The sequence below is a fragment of the Arthrobacter sp. ov118 genome, assembly GCF_900116495.1.
Taxonomy (GTDB): Bacteria; Actinomycetota; Actinomycetes; order Actinomycetales; family Micrococcaceae; genus Arthrobacter.
The window spans coordinates 402,498-420,827 of the sequence record NZ_FPAY01000003.1; the positions used below are offsets into that span (position 1 = coordinate 402,498).

Consider the following 18,330-nt stretch of genomic DNA (forward strand, 5'->3'; position numbering starts at 1 on the left):
CGGTCGGGCTCAGGCCACCGCCGTGTCCGGCGACAATTCTTCGTCTTCCTCCGGACCGTCCCCGCCCGTCAGGTGGCGGTTCTGAAGCTCCTCGGCGGCGAGTTCGTACCAGGTGTGCGCCCCAAAATAAGGGGTGCTGGTGTCCAGGTGCCGGTACAGGGCGTCGGCGAGCTGGCACAGCGCAGTGTCAGATAACGCCCGGACCGTGGCCGCCGGATCCAGCGCGCCCTCGAAGTACTCCGAGAGGGCCAGCCCGTTGATGCTGTCAAGGTCAAGGACGCCGGTTTCCGCGGCCAGCGCGCTGTCGGCATCCCCCGGCCCGTAGGCGGCCGCGGAGTCCGGCGCCACGTCGAGTCCGGGGAGGACTTCGCCCTCGGCGGCGACATGCAGGACTTCACCGTCGGCGCCGACGTGCAGAAGGCAGATTGGCAGTACAGTCGGCTCGTCCAGCACCAGGCGGAACGGCACGGCCGGCGCATCCCCCTCAGCGATCGGCAGGGGTTTGGAGTCCACGAGCCGGCGGAGGTCAAGGAGCACTTCGGGGTCCAGGTGGGAGGCGCCGTGGAGGTCGATCACCACCTCCGCCCCGGCCTCGAGCCGGCAGGCGCGGCGCACGATGTGCATGAGGGTCGCCGAATCCGACTGGGTCACGCAACCGGTGATTTCGAGGGTGACATGTGCGGGATCGACATCCACCCGGACGAGCACGCGAAGTTTGTGGTTCATGGGTTCTCCAAAAGGGGGCCTGTCCAAGAGCCAGCTGCATAACTCTTCTCAAACCTTACGAGGTTGTTGTCCGGCCCACAAGCCGGTCACGGACGCCCGCGCGTACGGGCAGTACCGGCACGCCGGCGGAGGGGCCTAGGCGCCCTCAGGTACCTGATCCGGCCAGTCCACGTACTGGTGGTACGTCTCATGCCGGCGCAGGTAGCGGTACATGAAAGGGCAGTTCGGAATGATCCGTTTGCCGGATGCCACCACGTCGTCGAGGGCAAAGTGCGCCAGCACCTTGCCGAGCCCCTGGCCCTGGAACTGCGGGGCCGTGTCCGTGTGGATGAAGTCGATGTGGCCCGGCCTGTCGATGAAGCGCACCTGGACGGCGAGCTTGCCGCCGACGTGGAGCTCATACCGGTGCAGCTCGTCGTTCCGGGTGGTGGCGACGTCCGGGCTGAAAGTGTCTTCCGTGGCTGCCGAGTTCTCCGTCATGGTTCGACATTGGCACTTAATGGCGGGTGTGGCAATGGCGGTTTTGATGCGCCGGACCGGGCTGTCCGCGGTGTGTGCCGGACCGGAATCCGTGCCAAAAGAACGACGGCGAGCGCGAAGCACGCAGCACCCCCGCCCAGCAGCCCGAGGGTGAGCCCGTTGAACACCGCGTCGACCGCCGGGACAAAAACGGCCACGGCGGCCAGCAGCACGGCGGCCGCCGGGCGCCCCGTCAAAGGATCGTACGGCGTCGGCCGCCCCTCCAGCCTGCCGAACAGCGCCACAACCGGCAGCAGCAGGGCGATCACGCATATCAGCACCAAAGGCCGCCCCCACCACCAGGCCGCGGTTCCACCCGCCGGCTGGGGAAAGTTGGTCAGCAGCAGCATCCCGGACATCGCCGCGAGCAGCGGCAGGTGCCACAGATACACGGTCATGGACCACCGTCCGGCCAGGCCCACCAACCGGCGCACCCAGGGCTGTGACGCGATCCGGAACAGCGCCGGCCGGAACAGCTGGAGGGCTGCGGCCTGCGAGACGCCCAGGAGCAGCAAGGTCAAATTGGGCGGGTTGAGGTTCACCAGCATGTTGCCCGAGTACAGCCCGAGCAGGACCAGCAGCCCCAACAGCGCGTTGCTGGCGACCATGATGCCAAACAGTGCTGAACGTCCCGGTTTCAACTGCCGGCTGTCGGCCACGATGAACCCGAGCTGCTGCACGGCACACCAGACGAACACCATGTTCAGGTAGGCAAGCGGCGGCAGCACACCGCGCAGGCAATCGACGGCCACCACGAGGGCAGTGAGCCCGGCGAGGGTCAGCCACGGGGCCCGGCCGTGCAGGGCCGCCAGCCAGGGCAGATTGAATTGCGCGGCCAGGTACGCGGCGAGGAACCACAGCGGCATCCCGGCGCCGCTGGTGAGCAACTGGATGACCTGCGGGTCAACACCCGCCAGCAGGGCCGCCGACAGGCCGGTGAACATGACGGCCAGCAGGACGGCGGCCGGACGGATCAGGCGCAGCAGCCGCCCCTGCACGAAGTACATAGCCGTGCCGCCCCTGGCGTGCAGCCGCCGCCAGGACTGCAGGCCCGTGATCCCGCCGGCCACAAAGAACAGCGGCATGATCTGCAGGACCCACACCACGGGCTCAAACCAGCGCTGGTCGCCCAGGGTGTTCTCGGACGTGACGGTGCCGTCAGGGTGCAGCACCGGGCTCACCATCATGCTGTGCCCCACCACCACCAGGGCCAGGCAGAAGAACCGGGCAAGGTCGATCACCGGGTCGCGGTCCGGCGCCGGAGGTGGCCCACCGGCTGCCCGCTGCTGTGGAACCATGGCGCCCCCTAGGAAGCCCGGCTGTGATGCCTCCATTGTCGGCCCGGGAGTTGCCCGTCGGCCAGAGCAGGAGGACCCGGGTCCTCCTAAGCAGGAGGGCCCGGGTCCGCCGTGTGGTGCCTCTGGCTGTCCTTAGCGGGAGAGCGTCGCCAGGGCGGTGGCCGCGAAGGTCCTTGCGGAGGCATTCCAGTGGCCGAGCAGCGCCTGGAGGTTCTCGCCGTCGGCGCGGTGGGCGGGGGTCTGTTCCTCCAGGACCGCCAAAACGCCGGTCCGCAGTTCGGTATTGAAGTTGACCTTGCCCACGTTCATGGAAGCGGCCTTGACCAGTTCTTCGGCCGGGATGCCCGAGGCCCCGTGCAGGACCAGCGGGATCCGGGTCCGCACGGCGATGTCTTGCAGCACATCCCAGCGCAGCCGGGGCTCCCCCTTGTACTTTCCGTGGACGTTGCCCACGGCGACGGCGAGCAGCTGCGCGCCCGTGCGGGCAACGAAGTCCTCCACCTGGGCGGAGTCGGTGAGGCCGGCCGGTTCATCCGCCTCTGCATTGCCTGCGGCGTTGCCGGCGGCGTTGTGCGCGGCGTCGGCCTCGGCGCCGGTCCCGAAGGCCCGGTCCTCGTCGCCGGCAAGTCCGCCGAGTTCAGCTTCAATCACGACGTCGGTGCTCCCCTGCGCGGCCAGGGCCGCACGGGCGTCCCGGACCAGGGCTATGTTGTCCTCGTAGGGCAGTGAGGATCCGTCCACCAGCACCGAGTCGGCCCCGGCGCTGACGGCTTCGCCGATCACCTGCAGGTCGGCGGCGTGGTCCAGCTGCACCGCGATCGGGACGGCGGCGGCGTCGGCGAGTCCGCGGAGCGCCGTGATCAGCCGCAGCCCGTTGGGCGCGGCCGCGGTCTTCGGCGCGACGAGCAGGATGGCGCCGCGTCCCGCCTCCTCCGCGGCCCCCACGACGGCGAGCGCGGTGGTGAAGTCGTAGCAGGTGAACGCGGGCACCGCCGCGCCCTGCTGCAGGGCGGCACTGACCAGGGTGTCGAGTCGGGTCCGCATCAGGCGCTCAGTCCCCCCACCAGCATCCAGGCCACAAACGTCAGGGCGAAGCCGGCTAGGCCCAGCACGGTGGTGAGGACCGTCCAGGTCCGGAGGCCATCGGCGACGGTCAGGCCGTAGTAGCGCACCACAACCCAGAAGCCGGCGTCGGTCACGTGCGAAAGGCCGAGGGCGCCGAAGCCGATGGCGATCGTGATCACGGCAATCTGCGCCGGTGAGTATCCGCCGCCGGTGACGGCCGAGGAGAGCAGGCCGGCCGTGGTGACGATGGCCACCGTGGCCGAGCCCTGGGCGGCGCGGAGGGCGAGCGAGATGATGAAGCCAAGCAGCAGCAGCGGCACGCCCAGGGTGTCCAGGGACTCGGAAAGGGCCTTGCCGATTCCGCTCACCTGCAGGACGCTGCCGAAGACGCCGCCTGCGGCAACCACCATGAGGATGGAGGCAATTGGAGGGAGCGCGCCTTCGAAGATCTCCCCGGTTTCCACGAGGGACCACTGCCGGCGGACGGCCAGCAGGAAGAAGGAGAGCGCAACGGCGACGAGGAGGGCGAAAACCGGGTTGCCAACGAAGGCAGCGACGCCGTACCAGAAGTCGTTCTTGTCGATCACTAGGGTGCCCACGGTGCCAAGGAGGATCAGCGCGATCGGGGTGGCGATGAGGAAGATGATCATTCCGGGCCGGGGCGGTGCAATCGCTTTGCTGCCCGGGCCCTCGTGACCAACGCGGACCATGGCGCCGGAGCCGAACTCCTCCACCTGCTTCTTGACGGACGGCAGCAGTTCGTAGGTCTTGCGGTTCATGATGGATGCAACCCAGTAGGACAGGAAACCGAGGGGCACACAGATCGTCAGCGAGATCAGGGCGATCAGTCCGATGTCAGCACCAAGCACGCCGGCGCCGGCAACGATCCCCGGGTGCGGGGGCACGGCCACGTGGATGGCCAGCATGATGCCGGCCATGGGCAGGCCGAACTTCACCGGATGGACCTTGGCGATCTTGGCAAACGCGTAGACGATCGGCACCAGGACGATCACGCCGACTTCGAAGAACACCGGAATCGCGACGAGGAAGCCGACGGCGGTGAGGGCCACGGCCACCCGCCGGGCGCCGAGCTTGGCGGTGAAGTGGTCGGCGAGGGACTGCACGCCGCCGGAGACCTCGATCATCCGGCCGAGGATGGCGCCGAGGGCGATCAGGAGGGCCACCTTGCCCATGGTGCTTCCCACCCCGTTGGCCACGACGGTGAAGACGTCCTTGAGCGGGATCTGCGCGGCCACGGCCACCAGGATGCTGACGGTCAGCAGGGCCACGAAGGCCTGGATCTTGAAGCGGATGATCATCAGCAGCAGCAGGGCGACGCCGGCAGCCGCGATGGTCAGCAGCAGCGGAGTTCCCAGCTCCACGGCGGGCTTGATGACGGGCGCGTCGGCGGCGCGCACCATCAGGGAATTGAGCAGGGGGGTCATTACGGGTTGTCTCCTCGGACGGAAAAATTTCGGACCGGAAAGGTCTCAAGCAGGAAGGTGTGAAGGAAGGACCGACGACGGCGGAGGGGCCGCCGCCGTCGTCCGCGGAATTTCCGTCTTAGGCGGTGCGCTTGGTGGGGGCGACGACCTTGATGACGGCGGAGTCGTCCGCTGCAGCCAGGCCCTGGGCCTGGCCGAGGAGGTAGAGCTGCTCGGCTGCCGCGGCCACGGGCGCGGCGAGTCCGGCCGTGCGGGTGGCCTTGCCGACGATCCCCATGTCCTTGACGAAGATGTCCAGGCGGCTGAGGACTTCGGCGCCATCCTCGGTGTAGGCCTCCAGGATGCGCGGGCCGCGGTTTGAGAGCATGAAGGAGCCTGCCGCGCCGGCTTCGAGGGCGGCGAGGGTCTTGGCCTGGTCCAGTCCAAGGGCGTCCGCCAGGGCCAGGGCCTCTGCGGCGGCGGCGATGTGGACGCCGCACAGCAGCTGGTTGACCGTCTTGAGGGCCTGGCCGTCGCCGGGCTTGTCGCCCACCACGGTCAGGGTGGAGGCCAGCAGGTCCAGGGCCGGGGCGGCCTTTTCCCGGGCCTCCGGCGATGCGCCCACCACGATCAGCAGGTCGCCTTCGCCGGCACGCTTGGGCCCGCCGGATAGCGGGGCGTCGACCAGCTCGACGCCGAATTCGGCCAGGCGGTCCACTGTGGCCGGGATGGCGTCGGTGCCCACGGTGCTGCCCAGGATCACGACGGCGCCCGGCTTCAGCACGGACGCCACGCCGTCCTCGCCGAAGAGGACGTCATTGAGCTGCTCGCCGTTGCGTACTGCCAGCAGCAGCGCGTCGGCGCCTTCCGAGGCTTTCCGGGCGGAGTCAAACGTGCGGATGCCGGCCTCTTCAGCCAGCTTCAGGCGCGGCTCGGCGATGTCGAAGCCGTGGACGGTGAGCTGGCTTGCCAGGCGGGTGGCCATGGGCAGGCCCATGGCGCCGAGGCCCAGGACGGTGAGGGTGTAGTTGCTGGTCATGGTGTTCTCCATCGAATGACGTGTTGGTCGACTAGAAAGTGTTGCTGAGCTTGCGCGTGACATCGGCAAGGGACTGGTCATCGCCCACGTTGCCGGCGAAGACGATGTACGGGATGCCCTTGGCCGGGCCGTCCACCGGTTCCCAGAGGCTGACGATGCCCGGCAGCATGGGGCCGCGGACAATGGCGTGCCGGATTTCCAGGCCGTGCGCGGCGACGTCCGAGGACGTGATGCCGCCCTTGGCGATCACGAAGCGGGGCGGGAACGTCTTGAGCGTGCGGTTCACCACCGCGACGACGGCGGCGGAAACGGTGCGGGCGATCTTCAGGCTCGCTGCGGCGTCGTCCGTCTTGATCAGCAGCCGGCTCGTGTGGACGATCACGTCGCCGCCGCGGAGGGACGCGACCACCGTGTCAACGGTTTCGTCGAGGTACTCCGCTGCCTTGTCGCCCAGCAGCTTCTCGACGTCGATCTCCACGATCCGTGCCGCGCTGTGCTGTTCGGTGAGGGCGTTGAGCTGGCGGGTGGTGACGCCGACGTGTGAGCCGACCACGATGAGGCCGCCGGCAACGGAAGGGGTGTTGCCGGCGTAGGCCTCTTCGCCGGTAAGTTCGCTGCGGATTTCCTGGCCGATCCGGGCGCGGACGAACGGCGGCCCGACGCGGTAGAGCAGCTTTTTGCCGCGGCGCTCTGCTTCTTCCAGCCCCAGTGACAGGGCGCGGAGATCGTTTTCGGTGACGATATCGGCCACGATCGGCGTGGAGTTCGCGGCTGCGTCGATGGCGTCGGCGATGGCCTTGGCGGAGATCTGCGGATCGGTGGAGGCCCGGATGATGTCCAGGTCCAGCACGATCACCGAGTCCGCGGGGAACCGGCCCTGCGACTTCTCCTCCACATACTTGGCCATCTCCGAATTGGCGAAGCCGAAGCTCGCGTCGCGGGCGAATTCGGTGTCGGCCACCGGCGTGAGCTGCCCGGCGTTCTCGCCGGTGCCGCGGGTGAAGTGCACGCCGCCGATCGTCACGCGTCCGGCGTCGGGGAACGCGGGAACAATCACGACGCCGTCCGTCGCCTCGCCGTTGACGGCGGTGACGGTGGCCGCAATGACGTCCGGTTCGAGCGGGAAGTGGCCGCGGAGGGTGGAATCGCTGCGGCTGACGAAGCTGAGCCGCAGCGCCGGACCAGCCGATGCGGCGGCGAGGGCGTTCCGGACGATTTCCTCGTTGCGGGACGCCGCCTCTGCCGGGTCAAGGCTGCGGGTGTTGGTCAGCACGTAGACGGCGCGGGGGTGCTGGCCGTCGACTTCGTAAGCGAAGGCCCAGGCGAAATCCGCCACTTCCCAGCGGGTCAGCACGGGCAGGTTCGCCACGGACTGCGTGCCGGTGGGGTCGTCGTCGAGCACTACCAGGACGCGCGGGGATGCCTCTGACGAGGCCGCCACGCTGTCTGCCACGAGCCGGGCGGGGATCTGTACTTCCGCCGGGAAGGCGGCCAGCACGTCTGCTTCGAGGGGCACTATTCACTCCATTGTGTGGGGATCAATCGGTGGAAAGCCGCGGCTCTTGGGGGAACCGCCACAAGGGTCTAAATGTAAGATGTCAGACATCTTATATTCAGGTGCTAGTGTGGCATATGGCACAAGGACGCGCAAGTAGACTTGGCCGTCAGGGAGCACGCCGACAGGCAACGCACCGGGTACGACATCAGTCAAAGCGGAGTCGCTGGACGGGGAGAATTGGCTAGGAAATCGCTGGTCGGCGTTGTGGCCGACGAACTGCTGGACCGGATCATTGCCGGCGAATTTCCGCCCGGCGCGAGCGTCCCCGGCGAACTGGAGCTCAGTTCCCGGCACGAAGTCAGCCGGATGACCGTGCGCGAGGCCATGAAAACCCTCGAAGCCCAGCGGATCCTGAGCGTGGAACGCGGCCGCGGCACGTTCGTGAACCCGGTGAACCGCTGGGGTTCCCTTGACGCCGTGCTGCGGGCGGCCTCGGAAGGCACCAACGACGCCTCAGCGGCCATTCAGCTCATTGAGCTGCGCCGGATGCTGGAGAGCGGCGCCTGCGAACTGGCCGCCGGACGCATGCCGGATCCGGACATCCAGATGCTGCGCGGGCACGTCGAACGGATGCGGCTGGCGCACGACGGCAACGATCTGGCGGCCTTCGTCGAGGCAGACCTCGCCTTCCACGACCTCATCCTGCAGGCCTCGGAAAACGTCTTCGTCGCCGCGTTGTTCGAACCGCTGCACCGCGTCCTGGAGAAGCGGCGGACCGAGACGTCCAAAGTGCCCGACATCCAGAAGCATGCCATCGGGCACCACCAGAACATCGTGGACGCCCTGGCCTCCCGCGACCCGCACCGCGCCCGCGACGCCATGGACGCCCACATGCAGCAGACCCTTGATGACCTGAAGACCTACGTCCTGGCCCAAGGTACCGCCTGAGGCGGATGCGTTTGGGGATGCGCTGCAACGCCTCGCTAGGGGCATAAGTACCTACCGCGGCATGCATTATCGGCGTATTGCTGATGATGTGAACGCCGCCAGGTTCCCTGAACCAGACGCCGGCCATACCGGCGCCAAACTCCACACCGCGGGGCCGTGGCAACCCGGGGATCGGAGTTCCTCAGGAGGGCATCCAGACAGGCGCTCAGCTCCCTGGGGCCGCTATGTGGCCATGGGTGATTCCTTTACGGCGGGCGTCGGAGACCCGGAGCCGCTGAGCCCGGGCGGCATGCGAGGGTGGGCGGACCGGGTTGCCGAGGAACTCGGCGAGGGCCGCGGCGATTTCGGCTACGCAAACCTGGCCATCAGCGGCCTGGTCATGCGCGACATCCTTGAGCAGCAACTCGGACCGGCCCTGAACTTGAAACCGGACCTCGTCACCCTCTCCGCCGGCGGGAACGACCTCCTGTTCCACCGCGGCGATCCCGACCGTCTCGTCGCAACCCTCGACGACGCCGTGGCGGCGCTCTCCGCCACCGGGGCCACCGTGGTCCTGTTCACCGGGCCGGACTGGGGCGAGACCGCCGTGCTCGGGCACGTCCGGGGGAAGGTGGCGGTTTTCAACGAAAACATCCGCGTCATCGCCGCCCGGCACAACAGCGTCATCGCTGACTTGTGGGCGCTGCGGCAACTGACCGATCCGCGAATGTGGGATCCGGATCGTCTCCACTTTTCGCCGCTGGGACACCACACCATTGCCGCCATGGTCCTGGACACCCTGAACGCGCCGCACCGCCTGCGGCCGCTGGAGCCCCGTCCCATGCCGCCCGGAAACTGGCGGGAAGCCCGGGCCGGAGACCTGGCCTGGGTGGCCCATTACATGCTGCCCTGGATGGTGAACCGGATCAGGCCGCGGGCCGACATCCTGCCCCGGCAGGCCAAGCGCCCGCTGCCGGGCCCGCCGCCCGGGACCCCCGGTCCCGCACCCCTAGTCCGGCCGGGTTCCGTCGGCTAGTCTGCAGGAACGGCCCGCAGCCGGGCATCGATGGCGATCACGAGGAGCGAAGTTGTCTAATCACACTTACAGCATTTCTGAAATTGTCGGAACCTCGAACGAGGGCGTCGATGCAGCCGTCCGGAATGGCGTTGCGGAGGCCGCCAAAACCCTGCGGAACCTGGACTGGTTCGAGGTCAAGGAAATCCGCGGCCACCTTGAAAACGGGCAGGTCGCCGACTGGCAGGTCACTATCAAGCTCGGCTTCCGCCTGGAGCGCTGACACCAGCCTCCGGCCAGACCACGCGCCGATCCACCGCCGGAGGGAACCCGCGACACGTCAGGGCGGAGGAGGTCAGGACGGAGAGGAGCGCTAATGCGCTACACGCATCTGGGCCGCTCCGGCCTCACCGTCTCACGCCTGTGCCTGGGCACCATGAACTTTGGTCCGCAGACCGGGCAGGCGGAGGCCTTCGAAATCCTGGACACCGCGCAGGCTGCCGGAATCAACTTCGTCGACACCGCCAACGTATACGGCGGTTCGAGCCACCGCGGCTGGACCGAGGAAATACTCGGCAATTGGTTCGCCCAGGGAGGCGAGCGTCGTGAGCGCACGGTGCTCGCCACCAAGCTGTTCGGCACCATGACGGACAGACCCAACGAGTCCAAGCTCTCGGCCCTGCATATCCGCCGGGCGCTCGACGGCAGTCTGAAGCGGCTGCAGACGGACTACATCGATCTCTACCAGTTCCATCATGTGGACCGAAACACGCCTTGGGAGGAGATCTGGCAGGCCATCGAGGTGGCCGTCCAGCAAGGAAAAATCCTGTACACCGGCAGCAGCAACTTTGCCGGCTGGCACATTGCCCGTGCCCAGGAAACAGCCGCCTGCCGCAACTATAATGGGCTGGTCAGCGAACAGTCGATCTACAATCTGCTGACCCGGGACGTGGAACTGGAAGTCATTCCTGCCGCCGAGCAGTATGGGCTGGGGCTCCTTCCGTGGTCGCCGTTGCATGGCGGGCTGCTGGGCGGGGTGCTGAAAAAGGAGGGCGCCGGCGTCCGCCGCACCGCCGGGCGCGCCCTCGAGGCGCTCAAGGCGCACCAGAAGCAGATCCGGCGCTTCGAGGATTTCGCCGATGAACTGGGCCAGGAACCGGGCGACGTGGCCCTCGCGTGGCTGCTCCACCAGCCGGCAGTCACCGCTCCGGTCATCGGCCCGCGCACCCTGGAGCAGCTCCAGGCAGCGATCAGGGCCCACAAACTAAGGCTCGACGCCGATGCACTCAAGCGTCTCGACGAGATTTTCCCGGGCCACCGCACCGCCCCCGAAGACTACGCCTGGTAGGCCGCTACTTGCGGCGGCGGCCTGCGTGGGAGGAAACCACTTACGCCGTGTGGACGCTGCATGAATGCGGCGTGAAACGGGTGAATGGGCCCGGTAAATTCGGTGCTTTTTGCCCCGCCTCAAAGAATCCTGCGGGGTGCCGGGTGGAACTTTGATAGTAAGCATGATTAGTATTAGGGCAGAAGGATGAAGCGCACCCGGGATCCGGGTGCCTCCTCAATGAAGAAGAAGGAACGATAAAATGGGTTTTTTCGCATTTCTGATTCTGGGCCTCATCGCCGGAGCAATTGCTAAGGCAATCCTGCCGGGACGTCAGGGCGGTGGCATTTTGATCACCCTGATCCTGGGCGTCGTCGGCGCACTCCTGGGTGGATTCATTGGCAATGCACTGTTCCACGTGGGCATCAACGAGTTCTTCTCGCTGTCGACCTGGCTGCTGGCCATCGGCGGTGCGATCATCGTCCTGCTCGTTTACGGCATGATCTCCAAGCGTTCGGTTCGCTAACGCGGAGTGAGGCCGGAAGCCGGTCCCGGGTTTTCCCGGGGCCGGCTTTTTCGCACAATTCCCTCCGAGCGCAGCGGCATCATGACCGTATATTTTGGGCCGCGCGCTCATTGTCAGGAACGTCTATTATTCATTTAAGTCTTCAAGGAACAGGAGCACAGAATGAAGGGCAAACTTCTTCTCGGCGTCGGGCTGGCCGCAGGCTACGTGCTGGGCTCACGGTCCGGCCGCGCAGCGTATGAAAAGCTCAAGGCCCGCAGCACGGAACTCTGGCAGAGCAAGCCTGTCCAGGACAAGGTCGCGGCGGCAGCCGGGGTGGTCAAGGACAAGGCACCCGAGGTCTCCGAGCAGCTCACCGAGGCCGCCCGCCGGGCAGGGACCGTGATCAGTTCCGCCGTTCACCGCGACGCCGGCCAGCCGAACGCCACCAGCGGATCCGCGGCGGATAAAACCCCTCCGACGGCCCCCGGCCTCCGTTCCGACCCGGCCCTTAGTGACAGGGAAGGACAGGACCGGCCTGACGAAGGCGGGCCCTCTCCGGCCAGCCCCGCCACCAACATCGATCCGGATATCCGCCCCTATTAGGCCGGAGTACGCCGCCGCTTGGCCTAAGCGGCGGCGTAGCCGCCCTTAAGCGGGAGAATCCAGCAGGCCGGCCACCACCGTGGCCCCCAGCTTTTCCGACCGCAGCACCCGGGGTGCCAGTCCGTGGCAGCGAAGAATCGCGGCCGTCTCCGCGGCCTGCCGGCGGCTGGTTTCGATCAGCACGTGGCCGCCGGGCGCCAGCCATTGCGGCGCACCGGCGACTACCCGGCGCTGCAGGTCCAGCCCGTCGGGCCCGCCGTCGAGGCAGGCCCGCGGCTCATGCAGGCGCGCCTCCTGCGGCATGGTTTCGATCTGCGCCGACGGAACATAAGGGGCATTGACGGCCAACAACCGGACGCGGCCCCGGAGTTCCGGCGGCAGCGGATTATAGAGATCGCCTTCGTGGGCCGCCCCGCCCAGGGGCAGAATGTTGCTGCGCGCACAGCGCACGGCTGCGGGGTCGACGTCGGCGCCGTGAAGCTCGACGGGCCCGCAGCGCGCGGCAAGCGCCGCCCCGACGGCACCGGACCCGCAGCACAGATCGACGACTACCGGTGCTGCGCGGCTGGCCCCGCCCGCCTCCTGGCGCCATGCGTCCAGGAGCACGGCCGCCTGCCGGACGAGGAATTCCGTCCGTCGCCGCGGCACGAAGACTCCGGCAGCGACGGCAATGCGGAGTCCGCAGAATTCCGCCCAGCCCAAAATGTGTTCAAGGGGCAGGCCGGCAACCCTCCGGTCGGCCATGGCCTCGAGTTCCTCGGACGTCCGGGCCGCGTCGATCAGCAGGCGGGCCTCGTCTTCGGCGAAAACGCATCCCGCCGCCCGAAGCCTGGCCGTGAGGGTGTCGCGCGGGGAATCCCGGTGCGGGGAATGCGGACGGACTACTGGCATGGGAGCGCCCTATGGCCTGTTCTCAGACGCCCCACGTGAGCTAGCCGCGGCCGGCAGGCCGGCAGCGCAGGGAGGGCACCCTTTCTGGACTTGCGTGAATGCGACCCACCTCCTTGCGCTTCAGTTGCTCGGACTCCCCATGCTACCCAAGGCAGCCGCGCGCGGCGCCTGGGAGATGAAACAATTCCGCGGCGCCTGGTCGGGGCGAAACCGGCTGTTGATCCGGGGGCCTAACGACGCCGCGCCGTCCGTGGCTGGCAGGATGTCATCATGGAATCCTTCCCTGAACAGGACCTCATCTGGACCGGCTCCTACACGGCAGACTCGGGCGGCAGCGCGACGGGAATCGGCGCAGTCACCATGATGGCCGACGGCGCCCTGCGCTGGCTCGGTGACGCGGCGGCGGCCGACTCCCCGTCCTTCCTGGCCGTCCACCCCTCACTTCCGATGGTTTATGCCGTGGCCGAGCAGGCGGGGACGGCCCGGGCCTACCGCCACTCCGGCGGGTTTGGCCTCGTGCCCGCCGGCCCGGCATGGCAGGCCGGCGAGGCGGCCTGCCATGCCGCCGTCGAGCCTTCCGGCCGCTTCCTTGTGGTCTGCTGCTGGGGCGACGGCCAGGTGCTGTTGTACGAGCTCGACGGCGACGGCGGAATCCTGCACCGGGCAGCCGCCGCACCCTCCCGCGACCCCTACGGTGATGCGCCGGGCGCAGAACGTCGGCCCAGCCGCGCCCACGCCGCGCTCATGCTGGCCGACGGCCGGGTGATGACCACCGATCTCGGTCACGACCTGCTGCGGATCTGGACTGTCCGCCGCGGACCGGCGCCGGGGCTGGTTCTGGATCATGAGGTGGTCCTGCCCCAGGGCAGCGGACCCCGGCACCTGGTCCAGCACCAGGGCGGGCATGTCTTTGTGGTGACCGAATATTCGATTCAGGTGGCCGTGGCCGGGAAGTCGCCGGACTCCGGGGACTTCCAGCTCGTCTTCGTCGGACCGGCCACCGCGGGCGGGGCGCTGCCGGGAGATTCGGCGGCCGAAATCGCCCTGACAGCCGACGGCCGGCACGCCTACGTCGGCGTGCGCGGCTCGAACCGGGTCAGTGCGCTGGAGGTTGAGGCCGACGGCGCGGCGCTGCGCCCGCTGGCCGACGTTGCCAGCGGCGGCGACTGGCCCCGGCACCACCTGGTCCGCGATGGATGGCTCCACGTGGCCCACGAACGGTCCGGTGACATCGTGACGTTCCCGCTCGACGCGGAAACCGGGCTGCCGGGCAAGCCCCGGGGCCGCCTGCAGGTGCCGTCCCCTACCGCGCTGGTGCCGGCGCGAACCGGGCCTGCGCCGCGAGATTGAAGTATGCGCGATTGAGGTTTGCGGGATTGAGGGGTTAAGGTCCCGTTGCCGCAGCGGCGAGGCGGGTCAGCGGCTTTGCCAGGCGGCCGCCGCCGGCACCACGGCCTCCTGGCCGGAGCCGTCCAGCTGGAAGCCGCATCGGCAGCGCCACAGGGCAGGGAGGGCCGCGGCCCGGCCGGCGGGCTCGAACGAGTAGGACGCCATTGCGGCCGGCTCCGGCGAGCGCCACTCCATGGGTGACCCGCAGTGCAGCGGTGCCCGGCCTTCCGGCGTCCAGGGCAAGACATCCCGGGCAACCGTGTCCGGGAGCGTCATGTGCGGGAATATCGGATCCGGGAGTGTTACACCGGGATCCACGAGCGCCAGTGCCCCGCGCCCCTTCAGCGGCGGGTCATCACAGGGTTCCCCGGCAATGGTTAGGGTTTCAGCCACGACGCCTACTCTCAGTTGAGGTCGAACAGTTGAGATCGAAAAAACCAAGTAGTAAGCATACATATAATTAGACTGGCTAACTAGCTGGACGCGCCGGCTGGTCCCGCATCTCCGGGCGGCGCGCCCTAAGGCCGGTGATCTCGCATGGCCGATCCCATCCGGTGCAGAAACGAAATGACCACCCGGGCCTCGTCAGCGCTCATCGACTCAGCCACGTCCATCATCCGCCGGTGCATCTGGCCGAGAGCCGCACGGACGTCGGAATCAGTGGCGATCGTCGGCACGATCACGAGCGAGCGCCGGTCGGTTGGATGCGGTTCACGCCGGACGTTCCCGCTGGCCACCAGGCGGTCGATCAGAGAAGTCGTTGAAGCGGTAGTGATGCCCAGGACGCGGCTGAGATCCTTGGGGCCGACCCGCTCCCCAATCGCTTCGGCACGCAGCAGGTAGCGCAGGGCCAGGAGGTCGGTCTCCCCCATTCCCATCGAGTCGCGGGAGGACCGCCTCGTCGCCGCTTCCGAGGTCGCGTACTCCCTAAGGGCCTGGAGGACGGCCGCAGCGGCGTCCACCCCGCCCTCGCGGCCATGCACGTTTCCGGAAGGCGGCGCACCATGGGAATCCATCCGGCAATCCTAGCTGAACTGATATCTAGCCAGCCGAACAATCCCGGCGGCCGCAGCGCCGCGGCCAGTCCGCACGGTCCGGCGGCGGACACAAAAAACCCCGGTCCCTGCTGCCAGGAAACCGGGGTGTTCCACTCTTCGCTAAAAGAGTGGGCCCTGTGGGGATCGAACCCACGACCCACGGATTAAAAGTCCGATGCTCTACCAACTGAGCTAAAGGCCCCAACTGATAGCTCCGAAGCAGCGGATAAATCCGTGGCGACGGCGCGTTTCAGCCCAGTCCATTTCTGAACGTTAACACTGTACCCCAGACCTGGCCCGGCTTATGACTCCGGTCCGCACCGGCGTGGGGCTTCATCGGCTGCACCGGCCGGCCGTCCTCGATTCCCCGGCGGCACAGGAGTAGCGTGGTGGGATGAACGAGCACGCAGGATCCAGCGTCCCCGGCCCACGGCACCACAAGCCGAAACCCTTCGCGCCGATCGACTTTGAGCCGTTTGCCGGCGGGGCCGATCCCGCCCGCGTCTCGGAGGCGGCCCATCTTGCCGCCCAGGCCCTGGTGCGCCGCGGCCGAGACAGCGACGACCCCAAGGTGACCAGGCGGCTGGTGAAGCTTGCCGACGAGCAGGGCCTGGAGGCGATCGCCGAAATGTGGGCCGAAAGCCCGGCCCGGTCACTCCCCGGCGCCCTGTGGCGGCTGTATGCCCTGCGGGCAGCTACCATCCAGGATCCGGAGCGGATCTCCGTGTATTTCAAGGCGGGAAAGGACACGGCCCAGGTGTCGCATGTAGTGGCAGGTGCCGCTGAACCGCCGGGCGCGGACGAGATGAAAACCATGGCCGACGCCATCCTCTCCGGCGCGTTCGACGGCGATTTCGACGTTGCGCTTGAACGCTCCGCAGCGTTTTGCCGGGTGGTGGCCCTGGGCCAGGCAACCCTGGCCGATGGGGCCGAGCACAGCAACGAAGTCCATGCCAGCAAGCTCACCCGCAACTCGCACCTGCTGGTCAAGACGGCGGAGGACCTTGAGCACGCCGCGAACGCGTGGCGGCTCGGCGAACTCGATTAGGCGGGCGGCCGGGCGTCCGCGAGGCCGCGGATGGGCGCCAGGCGCCGCCCGGGAACGCACGGCCGGGCCCCACTGTCAATGTTGACTTGGATGAAGCGACGTAGAAAACTAAAAGCGGTGCCGAACCGCGAAACCCCCGGGCTTCAACATTTAGCCGCCTAGAGCGGCCTACCGCCGAGAGGCGTATCCGGTTCGGCACCATTTTTTGTGCCTCTTTGCGCCGAGCCCTTTGGTTATGGGACAGTCGCGTCGCCTGCGCACGTGCCGGCGACGTCGGACGGTAAAGTAAGGGGCATGCGCAGGCCACCGTCAAGTCACACGGGCGGCCGACTGCACCCGCAAAACTCTCCTCGGAAGACCGGTGACACCCTGTGAAGCTGCGCCTGTTTCCGCAGGAGACCGCCGGACTTAACCTGCTCGCCCAGATGGCGCGCCAGATCACGCTGGCCACCGGAACCCTCTCGGAGATCCTCGGCGCACCGGCCAGCGAGCATGCCCGGCTCGTGGAGGACATGCACAACCATGAGGCCAAATCGGCGGAGCTGCACTTCGCCCTCCTGACCCACATGCGGACCAGCTTCATAAACCCGCTCCCCCGCGAGGACATGTACGCGCTGTCCCGGTACCTCAACGAAGCCCTGGAGAAACTCGATGCCGCCGCCGAGCTGGTGTCCCTCTACAAGCTCGAGCGGCTCTCCAAGCGTGCGGCGGACCAGCTTGAAATCATCAGCAGGCAGGCCGAACTCACCGTCGAGGCCATGCGGCAGCTAAACAATCTCGATGATCTCGAGGACTACTGGATCGAGATCCTGCGCCTGGCCAAACGTGCCGAACGCACGCACAGAGTCTGGGTTGCGGACATGCTCCACGACATGAAGGCGATGACGTACGCGCGCCATCGCGACATCGCGAACCAGCTCGTGGATGTCACGAAGGACATGCGCCGGATCGCCACCCAGGTGGGCAGCATCATCGTCAAGGAATCCTGACGTGATGTTCTTTTTCCTTGCCCTGGTGCTGGTGTGCGCCGGGGCCTTCGCGTTCCTCAACGGCTTCCGGGACGCATCCTCCTCCGTTGCCCTCGCCGTGCGGACGCGGGCGCTCACCCCCACGGTGGCGGTATTGCTGGCCGCACTGTTCAACTTCATCGGCGCCGCGCTGAGCGCTGCCCTGGTACTGGCCGTCAGCCAGGCCTGGCTGACGCTGCCGGCCGGCACGAACGGCCTCACCATCCTCCTGGCGGGACTGCTCAGCGCCATTCTGTGGGGCGTCTACCTGTGGTGGCGCGGTATCCCGGCGTCCTCCACGCACGCCCTGGTTGGCGGGCTCGCCGGAGCAGGCGTCGCGAGCGTCGCCGTCGGCGGTCATTCCGTCACCGGGGTCGACGCGTCCCTGTTGTACCAGGTGGCGCTGCCGCTGCTGGTCTCGCCGGTGATCGCCTATGTCGGGGCATACCTGCTGACCTGGCCAGCCAGCTGGGCCGCCCGGTACACGCCACCGAACGTCGTCAACACCCGGTCCCGGATGGCCCAGGCCGTTGCCGCAGGCGCCGTGGCGTTCGGACACGGCCTGCAGGACGGCCAGCGCACCAGCCTGGTCGTGGTTCTGGCGCTGCTGGCGGCCGGGCTCTCCGACGGCGGTTCGGTGCCGGTGTGGGTCGCCCTGCTGACGGCCCTCCTGTTGTCGGCCGGGACGCTGGCCGGCGGCTGGCGGATTTCCTACACGATCGGGCACCGGCTAACCCGGATCGACCCGATCCGCGGATTTGTTGCCCAGATCTACAGCTCGGTGATGCTGCTCGTCGGCGCGATCGGGCTGCACTGGCCCGTCTCCACCACCCATACGGTGACGGCGGCGACCCTCGGCGCCGGCGCCAACCAAAGCTTCCCGGGCACCAACCGCCTGCTGGTGATCCGCATCCTGGCCTTCTGGGTCCTCACGCCGGTTGCCTGCGCCGCCGCCGCGTTCGTCCTGCAGCTGGCCCTCTCGCCGCTCGCAGGACGGTAGCACGCATCG

Annotated in this window: 20 protein-coding genes and 1 tRNA gene; 10 read left to right on the top strand and 11 right to left on the bottom strand. The window is 67.8% G+C overall.

From position 1 onward, the window contains the following. Positions 1-9 precede the first annotated feature (9 nt). The 7 genes from BM372_RS09410 to BM372_RS09440 form a co-directional block, all read right to left on the bottom strand. On the bottom strand, positions 10-726 hold the full coding sequence (locus BM372_RS09410) for a hypothetical protein (protein ID WP_090954440.1): 717 nt from the start codon (positions 724-726) through the stop codon (positions 10-12). A 135-nt stretch (positions 727-861) separates the two neighbouring features. Further along, entirely contained in the window at positions 862-1,206 is a 345-nt protein-coding gene (locus tag BM372_RS09415; protein ID WP_090954442.1) for a GNAT family N-acetyltransferase, read from the bottom strand. Continuing rightward, on the bottom strand, positions 1,203-2,543 hold the full coding sequence (locus BM372_RS09420; protein WP_090954444.1) for an acyltransferase family protein: 1,341 nt from the start codon (positions 2,541-2,543) through the stop codon (positions 1,203-1,205). Before BM372_RS09420 ends, BM372_RS09415 begins: the two co-directional genes overlap by 4 nt. A 132-nt stretch (positions 2,544-2,675) precedes the next feature. Further along, the gene (locus BM372_RS09425; RefSeq protein ID WP_090954446.1) at positions 2,676-3,587 is read right to left on the bottom strand and encodes a class II fructose-bisphosphate aldolase; all 912 of its coding nucleotides are present in this window, start codon (positions 3,585-3,587) and stop codon (positions 2,676-2,678) included. Beyond that, a complete protein-coding gene (locus tag BM372_RS09430) occupies positions 3,587-5,053 on the bottom strand; it encodes a GntP family transporter (RefSeq protein WP_090954448.1) in 1,467 nt (488 codons plus the stop codon). Before BM372_RS09430 ends, BM372_RS09425 begins: the two co-directional genes overlap by 1 nt. A gap of 118 nt (positions 5,054-5,171) precedes the next feature. Next, entirely contained in the window at positions 5,172-6,071 is a 900-nt protein-coding gene (locus tag BM372_RS09435; protein WP_090954450.1) for an NAD(P)-dependent oxidoreductase, read from the bottom strand. 31 nt (positions 6,072-6,102) lie between these two features. Beyond that, positions 6,103-7,587 (bottom strand): four-carbon acid sugar kinase family protein, encoded by a 1,485-nt coding sequence (locus BM372_RS09440; protein WP_090954452.1) that lies wholly within the window; start codon positions 7,585-7,587, stop codon positions 6,103-6,105. A gap of 219 nt (positions 7,588-7,806) precedes the next feature. Between BM372_RS09440 and BM372_RS09445 the strand changes: the two genes are divergently transcribed. From BM372_RS09445 to BM372_RS09470, 6 genes are all read left to right on the top strand, one after another. Next, complete coding sequence (locus BM372_RS09445) at positions 7,807-8,517, top strand: FadR/GntR family transcriptional regulator (RefSeq protein ID WP_090954454.1); 711 nt, start codon at positions 7,807-7,809, stop codon at positions 8,515-8,517. An 88-nt stretch (positions 8,518-8,605) separates the two neighbouring features. Continuing rightward, positions 8,606-9,532, top strand: a complete 927-nt coding sequence (locus BM372_RS09450) for an SGNH/GDSL hydrolase family protein (protein ID WP_256214155.1) — start codon at positions 8,606-8,608, stop codon at positions 9,530-9,532. A gap of 52 nt (positions 9,533-9,584) precedes the next feature. Beyond that, positions 9,585-9,794 (top strand): dodecin, encoded by a 210-nt coding sequence (locus BM372_RS09455; protein ID WP_090954457.1) that lies wholly within the window; start codon positions 9,585-9,587, stop codon positions 9,792-9,794. Between the two features lie 93 nt (positions 9,795-9,887). Continuing rightward, the gene (locus tag BM372_RS09460; protein ID WP_090954459.1) at positions 9,888-10,859 is read left to right on the top strand and encodes an aldo/keto reductase; all 972 of its coding nucleotides are present in this window, start codon (positions 9,888-9,890) and stop codon (positions 10,857-10,859) included. Between the two features lie 241 nt (positions 10,860-11,100). Continuing rightward, positions 11,101-11,364, top strand: coding sequence for a GlsB/YeaQ/YmgE family stress response membrane protein (locus tag BM372_RS09465; protein WP_090954461.1), 264 nt, complete (start codon positions 11,101-11,103; stop codon positions 11,362-11,364). A 162-nt stretch (positions 11,365-11,526) separates the two neighbouring features. After that, complete coding sequence (locus BM372_RS09470; RefSeq protein WP_090954463.1) at positions 11,527-11,949, top strand: YtxH domain-containing protein; 423 nt, start codon at positions 11,527-11,529, stop codon at positions 11,947-11,949. Between the two features lie 45 nt (positions 11,950-11,994). Here the strand turns inward: BM372_RS09470 and BM372_RS09475 are convergent, their stop codons facing one another. Then, entirely contained in the window at positions 11,995-12,840 is an 846-nt protein-coding gene (locus tag BM372_RS09475) for a putative protein N(5)-glutamine methyltransferase (protein WP_090954465.1), read from the bottom strand. Positions 12,841-13,110: 270 nt separating this feature from the next. On the opposite strand from BM372_RS09475, the gene BM372_RS09480 reads away from it, so the two are divergent. Continuing rightward, positions 13,111-14,190, top strand: a complete 1,080-nt coding sequence (locus BM372_RS09480; protein ID WP_177235944.1) for a lactonase family protein — start codon at positions 13,111-13,113, stop codon at positions 14,188-14,190. Positions 14,191-14,256: 66 nt separating this feature from the next. Here BM372_RS09480 and BM372_RS09485 read toward each other — a convergent pair whose 3' ends face one another. The 3 genes from BM372_RS09485 to BM372_RS09495 all read right to left on the bottom strand — a co-directional run bounded on the left by BM372_RS09485 (position 14,257) and on the right by BM372_RS09495 (position 15,468). Then, on the bottom strand, positions 14,257-14,622 hold the full coding sequence (locus tag BM372_RS09485; protein WP_143111451.1) for a hypothetical protein: 366 nt from the start codon (positions 14,620-14,622) through the stop codon (positions 14,257-14,259). A gap of 125 nt (positions 14,623-14,747) precedes the next feature. Next, positions 14,748-15,245: a MarR family winged helix-turn-helix transcriptional regulator gene (locus BM372_RS09490; protein ID WP_090954469.1), complete on the bottom strand. Its 498-nt coding sequence runs from the start codon at positions 15,243-15,245 to the stop codon at positions 14,748-14,750. 150 nt (positions 15,246-15,395) lie between these two features. Then, positions 15,396-15,468, bottom strand: a tRNA-Lys gene (locus BM372_RS09495). Between the two features lie 192 nt (positions 15,469-15,660). Here BM372_RS09495 and BM372_RS09500 point away from each other — a divergent pair. From BM372_RS09500 to BM372_RS09510, 3 genes are all read left to right on the top strand, one after another. Continuing rightward, positions 15,661-16,314: a hypothetical protein gene (locus BM372_RS09500; protein WP_090954471.1), complete on the top strand. Its 654-nt coding sequence runs from the start codon at positions 15,661-15,663 to the stop codon at positions 16,312-16,314. 371 nt (positions 16,315-16,685) lie between these two features. After that, positions 16,686-17,303, top strand: coding sequence for a DUF47 domain-containing protein (locus BM372_RS09505; RefSeq protein ID WP_090954473.1), 618 nt, complete (start codon positions 16,686-16,688; stop codon positions 17,301-17,303). Positions 17,304-17,307: 4 nt separating this feature from the next. After that, a complete protein-coding gene (locus BM372_RS09510; protein ID WP_177235955.1) occupies positions 17,308-18,321 on the top strand; it encodes an inorganic phosphate transporter in 1,014 nt (337 codons plus the stop codon). Positions 18,322-18,330 lie beyond the last annotated feature (9 nt).

Coding starts and splice junctions, on each gene's coding strand:
- BM372_RS09430 (WP_090954448.1), bottom strand. CDS start 5,053: ATGACCCCCCTGCTCAATTCCCTGATGGTGCGCGCCGCCGACGCGCCC.
- BM372_RS09420 (WP_090954444.1), bottom strand. CDS start 2,543: ATGGTTCCACAGCAGCGGGCAGCCGGTGGGCCACCTCCGGCGCCGGAC.
- BM372_RS09490 (WP_090954469.1), bottom strand. CDS start 15,245: ATGGATTCCCATGGTGCGCCGCCTTCCGGAAACGTGCATGGCCGCGAG.
- BM372_RS09510 (WP_177235955.1), top strand. CDS start 17,308: ATGTTCTTTTTCCTTGCCCTGGTGCTGGTGTGCGCCGGGGCCTTCGCG.
- BM372_RS09475 (WP_090954465.1), bottom strand. CDS start 12,840: ATGCCAGTAGTCCGTCCGCATTCCCCGCACCGGGATTCCCCGCGCGAC.
- BM372_RS09500 (WP_090954471.1), top strand. CDS start 15,661: ATGAACGAGCACGCAGGATCCAGCGTCCCCGGCCCACGGCACCACAAG.
- BM372_RS09460 (WP_090954459.1), top strand. CDS start 9,888: ATGCGCTACACGCATCTGGGCCGCTCCGGCCTCACCGTCTCACGCCTG.
- BM372_RS09415 (WP_090954442.1), bottom strand. CDS start 1,206: ATGACGGAGAACTCGGCAGCCACGGAAGACACTTTCAGCCCGGACGTC.
- BM372_RS09465 (WP_090954461.1), top strand. CDS start 11,101: ATGGGTTTTTTCGCATTTCTGATTCTGGGCCTCATCGCCGGAGCAATT.
- BM372_RS09470 (WP_090954463.1), top strand. CDS start 11,527: ATGAAGGGCAAACTTCTTCTCGGCGTCGGGCTGGCCGCAGGCTACGTG.
- BM372_RS09480 (WP_177235944.1), top strand. CDS start 13,111: ATGGAATCCTTCCCTGAACAGGACCTCATCTGGACCGGCTCCTACACG.
- BM372_RS09425 (WP_090954446.1), bottom strand. CDS start 3,587: ATGCGGACCCGACTCGACACCCTGGTCAGTGCCGCCCTGCAGCAGGGC.
- BM372_RS09410 (WP_090954440.1), bottom strand. CDS start 726: ATGAACCACAAACTTCGCGTGCTCGTCCGGGTGGATGTCGATCCCGCA.
- BM372_RS09435 (WP_090954450.1), bottom strand. CDS start 6,071: ATGACCAGCAACTACACCCTCACCGTCCTGGGCCTCGGCGCCATGGGC.